Genomic DNA, 17,500 nt, shown 5'->3' on the forward strand with positions numbered 1-17,500 from the left:
GGGGAGGTTTGGCACCTCGATGTCGGCTCATCGCATCCTGGGGCTGTAGTCGGTCCCAAGGGTTGGGCTGTTCGCCCATTAAAGCGGTACGCGAGCTGGGTTCAGAACGTCGTGAGACAGTTCGGTCCCTATCCGTCGTGGGCGTAGGAAATTTGAGAGGAGCTGTCCTTAGTACGAGAGGACCGGGATGGACGCACCGCTGGTGTACCAGTTGTTCTGCCAAGGGCATAGCTGGGTAGCTATGTGCGGAAGGGATAAGTGCTGAAAGCATCTAAGCATGAAGCCCCCCTCAAGATGAGATTTCCCATAGCGTAAGCTAGTAAGATCCCTGAAAGATGATCAGGTTGATAGGTTCGAGGTGGAAGCATGGTGACATGTGGAGCTGACGAATACTAATAGATCGAGGACTTAACCATATAATATGTAGCAAATGTTATCTAGTTTTGAAGGAATATGCCTTCATAGTTTGGTGATGATGGCAGAGAGGTCACACCCGTTCCCATACCGAACACGGAAGTTAAGCTCTCTAGCGCCGATGGTAGTTGGGACCTTGTCCCTGTGAGAGTAGGACGTCGCCAAGCTATTTATATCATCGCGGGGTGGAGCAGCACGGTAGCTCGTCGGGCTCATAACCCGAAGGTCGCAGGTTCAAATCCTGTCCCCGCAACCAAATGGTCCCGTGGTGTAGTGGTTAACATGCCTGCCTGTCACGCAGGAGATCGCCGGTTCGACCCCGGTCGGGACCGCCATTTTATATAAAGAAAAGAACGAAACATGTTGTTTCGTATTTTTTTATTTGTTTTAACAAAAAACTAATAAAGACAGTCAAACTATCCTTAGGAAAACTCCTAAGGACTTTTTTATATATTCAAAACCTGTATAATAAAGAGCAGAGAACATTGTGAGTAAAGTAGGTGAAGTCTGTGAGTAAATATGAAATAACAACAAAATCATCTGAGGAAACACAAAGATTATCAGAAAAACTTGGTGAACTTGCTCAGGCACAAGATGTAATTATTTTAGAAGGAGATCTAGGGGCTGGTAAGACGACTTTTACAAAGGGACTAGCAAAAGGTCTTGGAGTGAAAAGAGTTGTAAATAGCCCTACCTTTAATATTATTAAAGAATATAAAGGGAGATTACCGCTATATCATATGGACGTGTATCGCTTAGCAGAAAGTGAAGAAGACTTAGGTTTTGATGAGTATTTCTACGGTGAAGGAATTACGGTAGTAGAATGGGCTCATTTAATAGAAGCATATTTACCAAATGAGAAGCTACAAATTAGTTTATTCCATGCTGGAGATGACACAAGAAACATTGTACTCGAGCCGATTGGAGATCGCTATATTAGATTATGTGAGGAGCTATTACAAGATGAAAGTACTAGCAATTGATACTTCAAATTATGTAATGGGTGTATCCCTTATTGAAGAAGGAAACGTAATTGGGGAAATCATTACAAATTTAACAAAAAATCATTCTGTGCGTCTTATGCCAGCTGTAGAACAACTGTTAAAAGAATGCGGTGTAAAACCAAAAGAATTAACTAAAATAGTTGCAGCTGCTGGACCAGGGTCATATACAGGTGTTCGTATAGGTGTGACAGCTGCCAAAACATTAGCTTGGTCACTTCAAATACCAATTGTAGGTGTATCAAGTTTAGAAGTAGTGGCTGCAAACGGAGCTAATTTTGATGGGTTAATCTGTCCTTTATTCGATGGAAGACGTGGACAAATTTATACTGGCTTATATACATATGAAGGAGAGGATTTAACTTCTATAGAGGAAGACCGAATCATCCTTATTGTAGACTGGTTGCAAATGTTAAAAGATAAAGGAAAGCCTGTTTTATTTATTGGTAACGATGTGAAACTACACAAAGAAACAATTATCGAACATTTAGGCAATCAAGCTGTCTTTGCTCCTTTCACTAAAAATAACCCAAGACCAAGTGAGCTAGCGTTCTTAGGATTACAAAAAGAAGAACAGGATGTACATTCATTTGTTCCTAGTTACCTTCGTTTAGCTGAAGCTGAAACAAAGTGGTTAGAAAGTCAAAACAAGTAGGAGCTTGCAGAGGATGGATATGATATTTAGAAAGATGGAACTTGATGATATTGCTCAAATTGTAGCCATTGAAGAAGCATCTTTTTCAACTCCTTGGACTGCAGATGCCTTTCACCGTGAGTTAACGATGAATGAACATGCACATTATGTTGTGCTAGAAAAAGATGGTCGTGTAATTGGGTATTGTGGATTGTGGATAATTATTGATGAATCACATATAACAAATATAGCTATTTTGCCAGAATACAGAGGTCAAAAGCTAGGAGATGCTTTATTAAAAGAAGTTATTTCCGAGGCGAAAACTCTAGGTGTAAAAACGATGACACTTGAAGTACGTGTATCAAATGAAGTAGCAAAACAGTTATACAGAAAATACGGATTTCAAAATGGTGGAATTCGTAAACGATACTATGCAGACAATCAGGAAGATGGTCTCGTAATGTGGGTGAATATATAATGGAAAAAAATACGATTATACTTGGTATTGAAACAAGTTGTGATGAAACAGCAGTAGCGGTTGTTAAAAATGGAACGGAAATTATTGCGAATGTTGTTGCATCACAAATTGAAAGTCATAAACGTTTTGGCGGAGTTGTACCAGAGATTGCGTCCCGTCATCATGTAGAAGAAATTACAGTTGTATTAGAAGAAGCGTTAAAAGAAGCGAATATCACATTTGATGATATTGATGCAATTGCTGTCACAGAAGGACCTGGTTTAGTAGGAGCGCTTCTAATAGGGGTGAACGCAGCGAAAGCAGTGGCATTTGCACATGATATCCCCCTAGTTGGTGTTCATCATATCGCTGGCCACATTTATGCGAACCGCTTAGTAAAAGAAGTTCAATTCCCATTACTATCACTTGTTGTATCTGGTGGACATACAGAGCTTGTTTATATGAAAGAACATGGTTCATTTGAAGTAATTGGTGAAACGCGAGATGATGCAGCAGGGGAGGCATATGATAAAGTAGCTCGTACGTTATCTATGCCATATCCAGGTGGCCCTCATATTGATCGTCTTGCACATGAAGGGGAACCAACAATTGATTTACCTCGTGCATGGCTAGAACCTGATTCGTATGATTTCAGTTTTAGTGGATTGAAATCAGCAGTTATCAACACTGTGCATAACGCAAAACAACGCGGGATAGAAATTGCACCGGAAGATTTAGCAGCAAGTTTCCAAGAGAGTGTAATTGACGTATTAGTAACGAAAGCATCTCGTGCAGCGGATGCTTATAACGTAAAGCAAGTGCTTCTTGCTGGTGGAGTTGCTGCGAATAAAGGGCTTCGTGCACGTTTAGAAGCAGAGTTTGCACAAAAAGAAAATGTAGAACTAATTATTCCTCCTCTATCTTTATGTACAGATAATGCAGCTATGATTGCGGCGGCAGGTACAATTGCGTATGAACAAGGAAAACGTGCTACATTAGCTTTAAATGCAAATCCAGGATTAGATATTGAAGCATAGTTATACACAAAATTAACCACAGCTTGTGGATAAAACCCATATTATCTGTTGATAATGTGGGTTTTATTGTGTATATAAAATGTTGATAACTTTTTTGTTGATTGTGGATAATGTGGAAAAGTTATTTAGATGTTTATTTTATAAAGGTGGATATGTGTATAAAATTGTGGATAAAATAGATGAAGTCTGACCTTTGAATCTATCCTTTTTCGGGAAATAAAAACGAAGAAGGTATCTCTAAAAAACATTTTGAAATATGCCCTTATTATAAGGGGGGCTAATATTGTCAAACTTTGTCGGCAAATCGATACCTCGTGTCGAATTGCTTATGCAATAGAGGTTGACCATGGCTAGAAGATAAGAAGGATGTCTCATCGTCAAAAATCCCGACTGATGAGACATCCTTCTTATTTATACTCTTATAAATGCAATTCTTCCCATTCTGCCATACAAGCATCAAGTTGTTCTTGTAGTGTTTGCTTTTTCGTTGTAATTTCACTAGCCTTTTCATAATCTGCATATATTTCTGGTAAGCAAAGTTGATCTTCTAACGTAGCAATTTCTTCTTCAAATTGTACAATATTTTGTTCTAGTTCCTCAATTTTTCGAGTACGTTGACGCTCCAACTTTTTGCGCTCTTTTTCTTCGAGATAATTTAATTTTTCTGGAGCTACAGTTTTTTGAACAGGTGTCTGATTTTCTTGCTGTTCTTGTTGTTCAAATTCAGCACGTTCAATCATCTCATTTTTCTTTTCAACGTAGTAATCGTAGTCCCCTAAATATTCCTGTGCACCTTCTGTTGATAACTCAACAACGGTCGTCGTTACACGATTAATAAAGTAGCGGTCATGAGATACAAAGAGAAGGGTACCAGGATAATCAATTAAAGCATTCTCCAAAATCTCTTTACTATTTAAATCAAGATGGTTTGTAGGCTCATCGAGAATTAATAAATTCGATTTTTGCATCATAAGTTTTGCGAGAGCTAATCGAGCTTTTTGTCCACCACTAAGAGATGATACTGGTTTTAGTACATCATCTCCTGTGAATAAGAAGTTACCTAGTATCGTGCGGATTTCTTTTTCGGGTTGCAGTGGATATTCATCCCATAACTCATTTAAAACACGCTTAGAAGATGTTAAATTGGCTTGTTCTTGATCATAGTAACCAACAGATACATTGGATCCGAAAGAAACATCACCATGTAGTAGTGGTAACTTATTCACAATTGATTTTAATAATGTGGATTTCCCAATTCCATTTGGACCAACTAAAGCAACGCTATCTCCGCGAGTTAAGCGCATTGTTACATGCTCAATAATTGGATCCTTATCATAGCCGATAGTTGCATCCTTTACTTGTAACACATCATTTCCGCTTTGTTTTTCGATATCGAAGTGGAAGGAAGCTGACTTAGAGTCACCTAATGGTCTTGTTAATAGTTCCATACGGTCTAATTGTTTACGACGGCTTTGTGCACGTTTTGTCGTAGATGCACGAGCTATATTTTTTTGAACGAAGTCCTCTAGCTTAGCGATTTCATCTTGTTGTTTTTCATAACGTTTCATTTCTTGCTCGTATAGTGCTGATTTTAAGTCTAAATATTTACTGTAGTTACCAACAAATCGTCTACTTTCTTTATTCGAAATTTCATATACTTGTGTAACAAGTTTATCTAAGAAATAACGGTCGTGGGAAACGATTAATATTGCGCCAGGATAACCTTGTAAATATTGTTCAAGCCATGTTAATGTTTCGATGTCTAAATGGTTTGTAGGCTCGTCCAAAATAAGGAGGTCTGGTTTCGTTAATAATAATTTACCGAGAGCTAATCGTGTTTTTTGTCCACCGCTTAATGTGGAAATCGTCGTTTGGTGCGTTTCAACTGGGAAGCCAAGACCACTTAAAATCGAACGGATATCTGCTTCGTACTGATAGCCACCTTGATCTTTATAATCTAATTGTAATTGGTCATAATCAGCTAATAATCTTTCATATGTAGCCTCGTTTGAAAAGTTTTCTTCTTTTCCCATCTCTTGCTCTAGCCTTCGAAGTTTTGTCTCCATTTGCTGCAAGTGTGTAAAGACGGTTAACATTTCATCCCAAATTGTTAAAGACGTTTCTAAACCGGTATTTTGAGCTAGATATCCAATTGAGACATCTTTCGGTTTTATAATTTCTCCACCATCATGAGATAGCTCACCCGCTATTATTTTTAATAATGTAGATTTTCCGGCTCCATTTCGCCCGACTAATGCGATACGATCTTTCGTTTGAACTTCCAATTTTATGTTTGCAAGAATCGTTTCTGCACCGTATAATTTCGAAAGCGCGTTTACTTGTAATAAAATCAATGTTTTCACCTCAAATAATTTCTTAACTTTGCCATGTTTATATTTCTCAATCATACTAAAAATAGTGTATAGTTTAAAATACAGAGAGAATACTTCTTCTTTCTATTATACAAGGAATTTAATAAGTGCTAAACTTCTGTATTTGATTAAAGCATATGAATAAAGATAGGAAGAGAGGAGAGGTTATATGGAGCAGCAGAAAATTCCACAAGCCACTGCTAAGAGATTGCCTCTATACTATCGATTTATCCAAAACTTATCTTTGTCTGGTAAGCAACGTGTTTCATCAGCCGAATTAAGTGAAGCGGTCAAGGTTGATTCCGCAACGATTCGAAGAGATTTCTCATACTTTGGAGCATTAGGAAAAAAAGGATATGGATATAACGTAAATTATTTATTATCATTTTTCCGTGAAACACTCGACCAAGATGATATAACACGTGTAGCGCTTATTGGAGTAGGTAATTTAGGGACCGCTTTCTTACATTATAATTTCACGAAAAACAATAATACAAAAATTGAAATGGCGTTTGATGTTAGTGAAGAGAAAGTTGGAACAGAAATCGGAGGCATTCCTGTATATCACTTAGATGAATTAGAAGAACGTTTATCAACTGATATACAAGTGGCAATATTAACAGTACCCGCTACAGTAGCGCAATCTGTAGCCGATAGATTGGCAGAAACAAACGTGCATGGTATTTTGAATTTTACACCAGCGCGCTTAAATGTGTCGGAAAATATAAGAATTCATCATATTGATTTAGCAGTAGAGTTACAAACACTCGTTTACTTTTTGAAGAATTATCCACAATAAAACGCAGAGGAAGCGACCTCTGCGTTTTATTATTGTTTTTTCTTTGTAAATTTAACTAAGATGAGGCGAAGTGCCAAATTAAAATCAATCGTTGCCATAACTGCAAATAGTATTGTCCACATATTCCAAATTGTATCTGTTACGTTCGTAATGGCGAAGCGTGTAAAGATACATCCTAGAAGGAAGTACAATGCAGCCATGAACAATGGTGAGTTTCTCATACTAAAAATCCTCCGATAAAGCCTTGCATTTTTTCAGCTTCTTTAATCATTTCCTGAATTTGTTCGTTACTCACTAAAACTTGGGCAATTGCAACTAATGTATTCATTGCAACATGAGCTGCAATGGGAACGATAATACGCTTCGTTTTTACATATAAGAAGGCGAATACGAGACCCATAGCAGTGTATACCAATAAGTGAGTAAAATCAAAATGAATCGCCGCAAATACAAGGGAACTAATGATAGCGGCAATAAAGAAGTTAAACTTCTTATAAAGTGTACCAAATAAAATCTTTCTAAATACGATTTCTTCCAAAATAGGTCCTATTATAGAGATGACGATAAGGAACCAAGGAGTAGTTCTTGCGATATCCATAAGCCTTGCTGTATTTTCAGATCCAGGTTTAATACCTAATACATACATTTCAATCATACCAGCAATACTTTGCGAGAAAAATGCTAAGAAGAAACCGATAAAAATCCAACCAATTGTAGCTGGAACAGTAGAACGCGTTTTATCTAAATGTCTATCACGAATATCTGTTCTAAGTAACCAAAGTACGATACATAATGCAATAAAGAAGCTAATGATTGCCCAGTGACCAGTTATAAGTTGAAATTTCTCTTCCCTAGTAAATCCCCTGTTATCATAAAGTCCAGTTTTCAGGAGAAGTGGTAATCCAGCAATTGATGATAACTGCATTAAGATGTATGTAACGATAACCCACCAATATTGTTTTTTCAAATGGTTTAACCATCCTTTCTAACTCTAGTGTATGAGATAAGGTAGGATAACATGTACATATGCTACCTACGATATAAACCTCTTGAATTATGTTTTTTTCGTAAATCCTTATTTGAAATTATAATAGAAGACAGGAGAAAGTTGTATGTGTAGCGAAAACAACTTAGGGTGTCCCTTCATATTGTAACATACGAGTAGCGGAAACAACGATTCATATGGTAAAGGTAGAAGAAGAGGAACTCTATATAGAAAAGTTTATAGCGTAATTTGCGAAAAAATTATGATTTTTTTACTTGCAAAAGAAATTGAGATTATTTATTATTATAAGTGTGTTAGCACTCGGGTGACCTGAGTGCTAATAAATAAAATTTACATAACAAAATGAGGAGGTTATTGTTCATGCTAAAGCCATTAGGTGATCGCGTTGTAATTGAGCTTGTTCAAGCGGAAGAAAAAACAGCAAGTGGTATTGTATTACCAGACACAGCAAAAGAAAAACCACAAGAGGGTAAAGTTATTGCAGTAGGTACTGGTCGAGTGCTTGAAAATGGTGAGCGTGTTGCTTTAGAGGTAGCAGCAGGTGATCTTATCATCTTCTCAAAATATGCAGGTACTGAAGTGAAATATGAAGGTACAGACTACTTGATTTTACGTGAAAGTGACATTTTAGCAGTTATCGGTTAATTATATAAATCTTAAAAAATCCAAGGGGGTCAATTATTATGGCAAAAGATATTAAATTTAGTGAAGAAGCACGTCGTTCGATGCTTCGCGGTGTCGACACTCTTGCAAACGCAGTAAAAGTAACGCTTGGACCAAAAGGTCGTAACGTTGTTCTTGAGAAAAAATTCGGTTCACCACTTATTACAAATGACGGTGTAACAATCGCAAAAGAAATTGAATTAGAAGATGCATTCGAAAACATGGGTGCGAAATTAGTAGCAGAAGTTGCTAGCAAAACAAATGATGTAGCTGGTGACGGAACAACAACTGCAACTGTATTAGCGCAAGCTATGATTCGTGAAGGTCTTAAAAACGTAACAGCTGGTGCGAACCCAATGGGTCTTCGTAAAGGTATCGAAAAAGCTGTAGTTGCTGCAGTAGAAGAATTAAAAACGATTTCTAAACCAATCGAAGGTAAATCTTCTATCGCACAAGTAGCTGCTATTTCTGCTGCTGACGAAGAAGTAGGTCAATTAATCGCTGAAGCAATGGAGCGCGTTGGTAACGACGGCGTTATTACTTTAGAAGAATCTAAAGGTTTCACAACAGAATTAGACGTAGTAGAAGGTATGCAATTTGATCGTGGATATGCATCTCCTTACATGATTACTGATTCTGACAAAATGGAAGCAGTTCTTGATAACCCATACATCTTAATCACTGACAAAAAGATTTCTAACATTCAAGAAATCTTACCAGTATTAGAGCAAGTTGTACAACAAGGTAAACCACTTCTTATCATTGCTGAAGATGTAGAAGGCGAAGCATTAGCTACATTAGTAGTGAACAAACTTCGTGGTACATTCAATGTAGTAGCTGTTAAAGCTCCTGGATTTGGTGACCGTCGTAAAGCAATGCTAGAAGATATCGCAATCTTAACTGGTGGCGAAGTAATCACTGAAGAATTAGGCCGTGACTTAAAATCTGCTACAGTTGAATCTTTAGGACGCGCTGGTAAAGTTGTTGTAACGAAAGAAAACACAACTGTAGTTGAAGGTGTAGGAAGCACAGAACAAATCGAAGCTCGCATCGGTCAAATCCGTGCGCAATTAGAAGAAACAACTTCTGAATTCGATCGTGAAAAATTACAAGAGCGTCTTGCAAAACTTGCAGGTGGCGTAGCAGTAATTAAAGTAGGTGCAGCAACTGAAACTGAGTTAAAAGAGCGTAAACTTCGCATTGAAGATGCACTTAACTCAACTCGTGCAGCAGTAGAAGAAGGTATCGTTGCAGGTGGTGGTACTTCACTTATGAACGTATACACAAAAGTAGCTTCTATCGTAGCTGAAGGCGACGAAGCAACAGGTATTAACATCGTACTTCGTGCACTAGAAGAGCCAGTTCGCCAAATCGCAATCAACGCTGGTCTAGAAGGATCTGTAGTTGTAGAGCGTCTAAAAGGCGAAAAAGTAGGCGTTGGTTTCAACGCAGCTACTGGCGAGTGGGTTAACATGCTTGAAACTGGTATCGTAGATCCAGCTAAAGTAACTCGCTCTGCACTTCAAAACGCAGCATCTGTTGCAGCTATGTTCTTAACAACTGAAGCTGTAGTAGCTGACAAACCAGAACCAAATGCACCAGCAATGCCTGACATGGGCGGCATGGGCATGGGCGGTATGGGCGGAATGATGTAATCTACCCTCATTTGAGAAATGGTTAAGTCCGTTTTTCGCCCAAAATGAGAATAGTTTTATAACAAAAAGACCACTTTCTTAGAATATATAAGAGGTGGTCTTTTTTGAACTATTACAATTGCATAGGCTTTAACTAGGCAAATCAGCTTTGAACAGTAACTGAGGTTGTAAGGGCGAATTGCTGTTGTGAGTAAACCATACTATCAATCGGACCAATGTGAGGTCTCGCTTTTAAAACAGCGTTAATATATGGATCTAACCAATCCTCGATGTATTCTGAGGAGTTTGATGCCGCGTAAATACTTTTTAAGTGGTTGGGTAACTCTTTAGGGGAGAAAACTTTACCTGCAATAAAATTGAGTTCATCCCTATCTAGTTGCAAGCCCTCTATATTTTCCATAAACTGTCCTTTGAGAATTTCGATGGTGTGTACGGCATCATCATCTATTACTGCATCAAGGGCTTTTTTAGATAGTGCTCCTCCGATAAAACCACCAATCATTCCGCCGATAAATGTCCCCACTACTGGAACGGCTGACCCTAGTGTCGCACCGATTGCAGCACCACCGACTCCTCCGCTAGTGGCTCCGATATTCTTGAATAGTTGACTGCCAGATATCTTACCGTTAATTACATCTAAAATGCTCCCACTAGATAAAATGACAGTTGAAATAGCCATAGCCACCATATTTCCACGCATTAATTTAGAAAGCTGATTCATTGCAGCGGCACCGTGAATTTGAGATTGACCTGCTGTCCGGAAGAAAGTATTTACTATTTGGGCGGAAGTTTTACTTCCTAACACATTTTTTACTACATAATCTGTTGTGGGTCTTAAACTTCTTTCCACGGCTGTTCGTCCAATTTGTTTTGTTGCTATATACTGTATCATTTGTTTCCCAAAAATGGATGACCCATCTTTTAATGCATTATTAAGAGCTTCATCTGTATCTTCCCCGCGCCAAATGCTTTGAGAGAACGATAATACGGCTGAAATACCAAAGGCTGTTGCACCCAATATGGCTCCTTGAGCGGCATCATAAGTAATCCCTTCAATAGTCCCCGCTTTAGCAATTCTTTGAGCAGTTTTATAAGTTACATGTCCTTTTTTTATGATTTTTTCAGCGTCATTTGGATCGGTTATGCCGGCATTTCGCATTTCTCCACGCTTAATGCGCTCTTGCATGGATTGGATAGCTGACTCATATTGATCTTTTGGGACTTCAATTTGCATAGGCTTTCCATCTTGTATATAACGGAATTTTCCGTTTTCGAAACATTCTCCGACACTTTTACCACCTGTTTTGCAATACTTTGTTTGGATATAACTGTTATCAACTAAGCGATCTGCACCATTTTTAACATTATCATCGCCTAAGATTTGGGCATCTTTAAGCAGCCCTTTATCTATTATATGGTTAGCGTGTTCCGCGGCAATACCGTGACCCCTAGTTCCGAGCATACGAATGTCTGTAGCGTAATGGTCTGCGATCCCTGGAATGCTAGATCCAAGTATTCCAGTATGTATGAAGTTAGCATCTATATAATCTAGGTTGGGTAAATCAGCTAAATTAAAGTCGATATCAATATTACTAGAGACTAAATTGTGGTGATACATAATGTATAAGGCATCGATGCATGTTTGTTGCACCCAATCAGCTTTGTATAAAATAGAATTGCGTAACTCATTTTTAAAATGCATGATGACTTCTGCTTGTATAGCTTGTTGTTCCATATACCCTAATTTCCATTTAGGTGTAAATACACTCCAATCGTACTTTGTCGGTAGTTTTATTCTTGATAATTGGGCTTGTATTTGGTCATTTACAATTGTGAAACGCTCATTATTGTTAGATAACTCATTTAAACGATGAATGAGTTCATCTGTATAACATCTTTTAGAATCATCAGGTATAGTGTCATAAGGAAATACTAAGGAAGGTAATTTGTAATTAGGCTGAAATTTAAGTTTATAACTGATAAATTCCGCTGTTTTTCTATCATAATAAGATGAAAATGATTCATCGGTATCATATAGTCCTAAAGCATAGCGATATCGTAATGCCATGTCATAAATGGTAAAGTTCTTTTCAATGTCACTATTATATGGAATATCCGTAACAGCACTAAATGATAAATGAGATTGTATACGGTTTATTAAAACCATAATCGCAGTTATATCTCGCTCTAATTTTAGTAACTCAATACTGTGATTTTCATCTTTTAATTTATTCTCAGTACATTTAAATTCTTGTTCAAGGTTGGTTTGAAATTCTGAGAAAGCTTTGATTTCAAAATCGGATTTTTCGAAGTTTTCATCGTTGAAAGCGATACTATCTACTTTTAATCTTGTTTCTAAATCTAAAGTGTAGACTGGTAAGTGATCCATATTTACTCCTCCGATAGAATATATATTTAATTTTACAAATAATATGTTACATCGATATTGAATTGATAACAACTAATTATTGGTTTATTTTGTAAGGTGTTAAATTTCATAGGTAGTATATAAAATTGGTATTTTTTCTTCTTTATTAAAGGTGGAAATGAATTTCTGTAGAATTTTGTCGCTTTCTCTCTTGACCATATTGATACTTCATTGTTAGAATCTAGGAAGATAATATAAAACGATCCTTCATATATCCTCAAAGATATGGTTTGAGAGTCTCTACCGGGTTACCGTAAACAACCTGACTATGAAGGCAGTGTGTCTTATATTTATAAAGAGCGGAGACTATCTTTCTTTATAAAGCCAGACCCCTGCCTTTTCTTTGTTATGAGACTAGAGGCGGAGGACTGGCTTTTTTTATTATATTGGTAATGCTTTTCGCCTAATTGGTGAAAATATTTATATACGAGAACTAACGTTGGGGTGATTATTTTGAAGAAGCAACACGATACAATTATCGTTTTAGATTTTGGAAGTCAATACAATCAGTTAATAGCACGTCGAATTCGTGAGTTCGGTGTATACAGTGAACTTCATCCGCATACAATTACTGCAGAAGAAATTAAAGAAATAAATCCAAAAGGGATTATTTTCTCTGGTGGACCGAATAGTGTATATGGTGAAGGTGCATTACATTGTGATGAAAAAATCTTTGACCTAGGATTACCGATCTTCGGTATTTGTTACGGTATGCAGCTTATGACACAAAAATTCGGTGGTAAAGTAGAACGTGCAAACCACCGTGAGTACGGAAAAGCGGTTCTTAAAGTAGAGAACGAATCAAAATTATATGCGAACCTTCCAGAAGAGCAAGTTGTATGGATGAGCCATGGTGACTTAGTAACTGGTTTACCTGAAGGATTCGTAGTAGATGCAACAAGTGAGTCTTGCCCAATTGCTGGTATGAGCAATGAAGCGAAAAACTTATACGGTGTACAATTCCACCCAGAAGTACGTCACTCTGAGCACGGTAACGATTTAATTAAAAACTTCGTATTCGGCGTATGTGGTTGTTCTGAAGGATGGAACATGGAGAACTTTATTGAAGTAGAATTAGAAAAGATTCGTGAAACTGTTGGAGACAAAAAAGTTCTATGCGCACTTAGCGGTGGTGTAGACTCTTCTGTTGTAGCAGTATTAATTCATAAAGCAATCGGTGATCAATTAACATGTATTTTCGTTGACCACGGTTTACTTCGTAAAGGCGAAGCAGAAGGCGTTATGAAAACATTTAGCGAAGGCTTCCATATGAACGTTATTAAAGTGGATGCAAAAGAACGCTTCATGAACAAGTTAAAAGGTGTAGAAGATCCAGAACAAAAACGTAAAATCATCGGTAACGAATTCATTTACGTATTTGATGATGAAGCTTCTAAATTAGAAGGAATGGACTTCTTAGCACAAGGTACACTGTACACAGATATCGTTGAAAGTGGTACAGCAACTGCGCAAACAATTAAATCTCACCATAACGTTGGTGGACTTCCAGAAGACATGCAGTTCAAATTAATTGAGCCTTTAAACACGTTATTTAAAGATGAAGTACGTGTATTAGGATCTGAACTAGGAATTCCTGATGAAATCGTATGGCGTCAACCATTCCCAGGTCCTGGTCTTGGTATTCGTGTACTAGGTGAAATCACAGAAGAGAAATTAGAAATCGTTCGTGAATCTGATGCGATTTTACGTGAAGAAATTATTAAAGCTGGCTTAGATCGCGAAATCTGGCAATACTTCACTGCGCTTCCTGGTATGCGTAGCGTAGGTGTTATGGGTGACGAGCGTACGTACGATTACACAGTAGGTATCCGCGCGGTAACATCTATCGACGGCATGACAGCTGACTGGGCACGTATCCCTTGGGACGTATTAGAGAAAATCTCTGTACGTATCGTAAACGAAGTAAAACACGTTAACCGTATCGTGTATGACGTAACGAGTAAGCCACCAGCAACGATTGAGTGGGAATAGTATTTATAAAAAGGTCCATCTATTACTTATGTATAGATGGATCTTTTTATTTTAGGGTTAATACGAACGAAACTATAAATGTTTATAAAAAATGTTCGTTTTTAAATTGACAAAACTACTTCGTCGAGTTAATATGAGTATGTAATTCAAACGAAAAGTGAATATTATGCCGTCGTATAATATCGGGGATATGGCCCGAAAGTTTCTACCTAGCTACCGTAAATGGCTTGACTACGAGGCGTTTTTATAAAGGTGAGGGGAATCTTATCTTTATTCATAGAACGCTTCCATGTATATGCAATGGAAGCCTTTTTTATTTTTAATAGATAAAAGAGGGCTAGGGGATTACGGCGAGTAATCATATAACGGGGGAAACGTAAGATGAAACGCTATTTTCAGTTTGATGAACTCGGCACGAATTACAAAACAGAGTTCATAGCAGGTTTAACGACATTTTTATCTATGGCTTACGTACTATTTGTCAATCCTGCTACGCTGTCACTTGGAAATGTTAAAGGATTACCGGCAGGTACAGGAATGGATCCAGGTGCAGTATTCGTTGCTACAGCATTAGCAGCAGCGATTGGTTCGTTAATTATGGGTATTTTCGCGAAGTATCCAATTGCTTTAGCGCCAGGTATGGGAATTAACGCGTTCTTTGCTTATACAGCAGTGTTAACGATGGGTATTCCATGGCAAACGGCAATTGCTGGAACGTTAATGTCAGGTATTATCTTTATTATTCTTACTGCTTCAGGTATTCGTGAAAAAATCATTAATGCAATTCCATCGGAGTTAAAGTTTGCAGTAGCGGCAGGTATTGGATTATTCATTGCTTTCCTTGGATTCCAAAATGCCGGAATTATCGTGAAAAATGATGCTGTTCTTGTTGGGTTGGGGGACTTAACAAAGGGCACAACGTTACTAGCAATTTTCGGAGTTGTTACGACCATTATCTTCATGATTAAGAAAGTTAATGGTGCAGTATTTTACGGTATGATTCTTACGGCAATCTTAGGAGTAGCAACCGGATTAATTGATACTCCGAAAGCGGTAGTGGGAGCAATACCGAGTTTAGAACCAACGTTCGGTGCGGCGTTAACGCACTTTGGAGATATTTTCACTGTTCAAATGGGGATTGTTATTATAACGTTCTTCTTTATCGATTTCTTTGATACAGCAGGTACGCTTGTAGCGGTTGCGAATCAAGCAGGATTAATGAAGAACAATAAATTACCACGTGCAGGAAAAGCGTTATTTGCAGATGCGATTGCAACTGTAATTGGTGCAATCCTAGGTACATCAACAACAACGTCTTACATTGAATCTTCTGCAGGGGTAGCGGCAGGTGGACGTTCTGGATTTACAGCAGTTGTAACAGCAGGATTCTTCTTGCTGGCACTATTCTTCTCGCCATTACTAAGTGTTGTAACACCAGCTGTAACGGCACCAGCATTAATTATTGTAGGAATCTTGATGGTTTCTTCCTTAGGAGAAATTGATTGGAAGAAATTCGAGATTGCAGTACCAGCATTCTTTACAATTATCTCAATGCCACTTACGTATAGTATCGCAACAGGAATTGCGATCGGGTTTATCTTCTATCCAATTACAATGGTAGTAAGTGGTCGACGTAAAGAGATTCATCCGATTATGTATGTTATGGGAGTTTTATTCGTACTATATTTCATCTACGTTCGTAAATAAAAGGGGTTTTTGAAAGGTCTAGACTTAAGGGGAGTCTAGACCTTTTTTGCGTCTTCAGAAAATCTTAAGGATTTCCGAGCGTTTTTCTTCAGAAGTTTTCCTATAATAGAAGTTAGGGATTAAAAAAGTGATGGGGGAGATATTGTGGCAAATGAAACGATACTTGTCGTAGATGATGAAAAAGAAATTAGGAATCTTATTACAATCTATTTAAAGAATGAAGGATATAAAGTATTGCAAGCAGGGGACGGCGAAGAAGGATTACGTTTACTAGAAGAAAATGAAGTACATCTAGTCGTATTAGATATTATGATGCCGAAAGTAGACGGCATTCATATGTGTATGAAAGTAAGGGAAGAAAAAGAAATGCCAATTATTATGCTTTCCGCGAAAACGCAAGATATGGATAAGATTTTAGGGTTAACAACGGGTGCGGATGATTACGTAACGAAACCATTTAATCCGTTAGAGTTAATCGCAAGGATTAAATCTCAGTTACGCCGTTATATGAAAATGAATGGTTTTTCTATTCAAAATGAGGACGAGCTAGAAATTGGAGAGATGAAAATCAACATCTCGACCCATAAAGTTATTGTAGAGGGAGAAGAAGTGAAGTTGACCCCAAGGGAATTTTCGATTCTAGAATTACTAGCCCGTAATCCCGGTATGGTCTTTAGCGCAGAGCAAATTTATGAAAAGGTTTGGAACGAACGATCTTTTCAGTCAGATAATACTGTAATGGTGCATATTCGAAAAGTACGTGAAAAGATTGAGGAGAATTCAAGGAAGCCTAGATATATAAAAACAGTATGGGGAGTGGGGTATAAGATTGAAAAAGATATTTAATCCATTTACTTATATAAGGAAAATAAGACAATTAATTGAGAAATTAGTAAAGAGCGTACGAAAGAGTATAAGAATTCAACTGATTACTACTTTCGCTGCTTGTGCGTTATTAGGAGTTTTTTTTGCAAAGGGAGCTGCACCATTTTTTGAGAATGCGAATCGTAAAGCGACTGTCGATTATCGGTCTGGTATGCAACAAATTAATTATCAAGCTCAAAGAGCAGCAAATAGTTCGGTGCATGAAAATAAATTAGAAGCTATATCCAATATGATCGAAACGGAGAATCAAAATTTAGAGCGAGGAAATAGAGCTTTAAAAATATTGGTTACTGACGAAAGTGGTAAAGTTGTATATAAAACGAAGCAGGCACAAGAAGAACAAATTGATTTGCATAATACGATTCGTAATGCAGCATCATTTGCGATTAACTATTCAAATGGTCAAGATATATTTGAAAATACGAGAAAAGAATTTATAGCTTTTTCACC

At 37.6% G+C, this 17,500-nt stretch carries 15 protein-coding genes, 2 tRNA genes, 2 rRNA genes and 2 riboswitches (2 of these 21 only partly in view); of the genes, 15 read left to right on the top strand and 4 right to left on the bottom strand.

Annotation, left to right across the window (positions count from 1 at the left end):
* The 8 genes from MKY00_RS01460 to tsaD all read left to right on the top strand — a co-directional run.
* A 23S ribosomal RNA gene (locus MKY00_RS01460) occupies positions 1-416 on the top strand (it extends 2,506 nt beyond the left edge of the window).
* A 49-nt stretch (positions 417-465) separates the two neighbouring features.
* A 5S ribosomal RNA gene (gene rrf / locus MKY00_RS01465) occupies positions 466-581 on the top strand.
* Positions 582-593: 12 nt separating this feature from the next.
* Positions 594-670 (top strand) — tRNA-Met (locus MKY00_RS01470).
* Positions 671-673: 3 nt separating this feature from the next.
* Positions 674-749 (top strand) — tRNA-Asp (locus MKY00_RS01475).
* 174 nt (positions 750-923) lie between these two features.
* The gene (gene tsaE, locus MKY00_RS01480) at positions 924-1,397 is read left to right on the top strand and encodes a tRNA (adenosine(37)-N6)-threonylcarbamoyltransferase complex ATPase subunit type 1 TsaE (protein WP_000049631.1); all 474 of its coding nucleotides are present in this window, start codon (positions 924-926) and stop codon (positions 1,395-1,397) included.
* Positions 1,378-2,070 (top strand): tRNA (adenosine(37)-N6)-threonylcarbamoyltransferase complex dimerization subunit type 1 TsaB, encoded by a 693-nt coding sequence (tsaB, locus tag MKY00_RS01485; protein ID WP_016716302.1) that lies wholly within the window; start codon positions 1,378-1,380, stop codon positions 2,068-2,070. Before tsaE ends, tsaB begins: the two co-directional genes overlap by 20 nt.
* Positions 2,071-2,083: 13 nt before the next feature.
* Positions 2,084-2,527 carry a ribosomal protein S18-alanine N-acetyltransferase gene (gene rimI / locus MKY00_RS01490; RefSeq protein ID WP_000367197.1) on the top strand — a complete coding sequence of 148 codons (444 nt, stop codon included), beginning with the start codon at positions 2,084-2,086 and terminating at the stop codon, positions 2,525-2,527.
* Entirely contained in the window at positions 2,527-3,543 is a 1,017-nt protein-coding gene (gene tsaD, locus MKY00_RS01495; protein ID WP_000414588.1) for a tRNA (adenosine(37)-N6)-threonylcarbamoyltransferase complex transferase subunit TsaD, read from the top strand. Before rimI ends, tsaD begins: the two co-directional genes overlap by 1 nt.
* A gap of 419 nt (positions 3,544-3,962) precedes the next feature.
* Here the strand turns inward: tsaD and MKY00_RS01500 are convergent, their stop codons facing one another.
* Positions 3,963-5,897 carry an ABC-F family ATP-binding cassette domain-containing protein gene (locus MKY00_RS01500; RefSeq protein WP_208755696.1) on the bottom strand — a complete coding sequence of 645 codons (1,935 nt, stop codon included), beginning with the start codon at positions 5,895-5,897 and terminating at the stop codon, positions 3,963-3,965.
* Between the two features lie 187 nt (positions 5,898-6,084).
* Here MKY00_RS01500 and MKY00_RS01505 point away from each other — a divergent pair, with 187 nt between their 5' ends.
* Positions 6,085-6,714 carry a redox-sensing transcriptional repressor Rex gene (locus MKY00_RS01505; protein WP_000437705.1) on the top strand — a complete coding sequence of 210 codons (630 nt, stop codon included), beginning with the start codon at positions 6,085-6,087 and terminating at the stop codon, positions 6,712-6,714.
* A gap of 29 nt (positions 6,715-6,743) precedes the next feature.
* Here the strand turns inward: MKY00_RS01505 and MKY00_RS01510 are convergent, their stop codons facing one another.
* Both MKY00_RS01510 and MKY00_RS01515 read right to left on the bottom strand, forming a co-directional pair.
* Positions 6,744-6,935 carry a YdiK family protein gene (locus tag MKY00_RS01510; protein ID WP_001246201.1) on the bottom strand — a complete coding sequence of 64 codons (192 nt, stop codon included), beginning with the start codon at positions 6,933-6,935 and terminating at the stop codon, positions 6,744-6,746.
* The gene (locus MKY00_RS01515; protein WP_000745338.1) at positions 6,932-7,681 is read right to left on the bottom strand and encodes a CPBP family intramembrane glutamic endopeptidase; all 750 of its coding nucleotides are present in this window, start codon (positions 7,679-7,681) and stop codon (positions 6,932-6,934) included. Before MKY00_RS01515 ends, MKY00_RS01510 begins: the two co-directional genes overlap by 4 nt.
* A gap of 399 nt (positions 7,682-8,080) precedes the next feature.
* Between MKY00_RS01515 and groES the strand changes: the two genes are divergently transcribed.
* Entirely contained in the window at positions 8,081-8,365 is a 285-nt protein-coding gene (groES, locus tag MKY00_RS01520) for a co-chaperone GroES (protein WP_000917306.1), read from the top strand.
* A 38-nt stretch (positions 8,366-8,403) separates the two neighbouring features.
* The gene (groL, locus tag MKY00_RS01525) at positions 8,404-10,038 is read left to right on the top strand and encodes a chaperonin GroEL (RefSeq protein WP_001029999.1); all 1,635 of its coding nucleotides are present in this window, start codon (positions 8,404-8,406) and stop codon (positions 10,036-10,038) included.
* Between the two features lie 142 nt (positions 10,039-10,180).
* Here the strand turns inward: groL and MKY00_RS01530 are convergent, their stop codons facing one another.
* A complete protein-coding gene (locus tag MKY00_RS01530; protein ID WP_016716304.1) occupies positions 10,181-12,427 on the bottom strand; it encodes a hypothetical protein in 2,247 nt (748 codons plus the stop codon).
* A 226-nt stretch (positions 12,428-12,653) separates the two neighbouring features.
* A riboswitch (purine riboswitch) is annotated at positions 12,654-12,755 on the top strand.
* 164 nt (positions 12,756-12,919) lie between these two features.
* On the opposite strand from MKY00_RS01530, the gene guaA reads away from it, so the two are divergent.
* The 4 genes from guaA to ampS all read left to right on the top strand — a co-directional run.
* Positions 12,920-14,458 (top strand): glutamine-hydrolyzing GMP synthase, encoded by a 1,539-nt coding sequence (gene guaA / locus MKY00_RS01535; protein ID WP_000743925.1) that lies wholly within the window; start codon positions 12,920-12,922, stop codon positions 14,456-14,458.
* Between the two features lie 152 nt (positions 14,459-14,610).
* Positions 14,611-14,712: riboswitch (purine riboswitch) on the top strand.
* A gap of 127 nt (positions 14,713-14,839) precedes the next feature.
* Positions 14,840-16,165 (top strand): NCS2 family permease, encoded by a 1,326-nt coding sequence (locus tag MKY00_RS01540; RefSeq protein ID WP_000833093.1) that lies wholly within the window; start codon positions 14,840-14,842, stop codon positions 16,163-16,165.
* A gap of 144 nt (positions 16,166-16,309) precedes the next feature.
* Entirely contained in the window at positions 16,310-17,011 is a 702-nt protein-coding gene (locus MKY00_RS01545) for a response regulator transcription factor (RefSeq protein ID WP_016716305.1), read from the top strand.
* Positions 16,995-17,500, top strand: partial view of an aminopeptidase AmpS gene (gene ampS / locus MKY00_RS01550; protein ID WP_016716306.1) — the 5' end (the start) only. 1,000 nt of this gene lie beyond the right edge of the window; only the first 506 of its 1,506 coding nucleotides appear in the window; the start codon lies at positions 16,995-16,997; the stop codon falls past the right edge of the window. The genes MKY00_RS01545 and ampS overlap by 17 nt, the downstream gene beginning before the upstream one ends.

Source organism: Bacillus sp. FSL R9-9834, assembly GCF_038006905.1.
Taxonomy (GTDB): domain Bacteria; phylum Bacillota; class Bacilli; order Bacillales; family Bacillaceae_G; genus Bacillus_A; species Bacillus_A pacificus.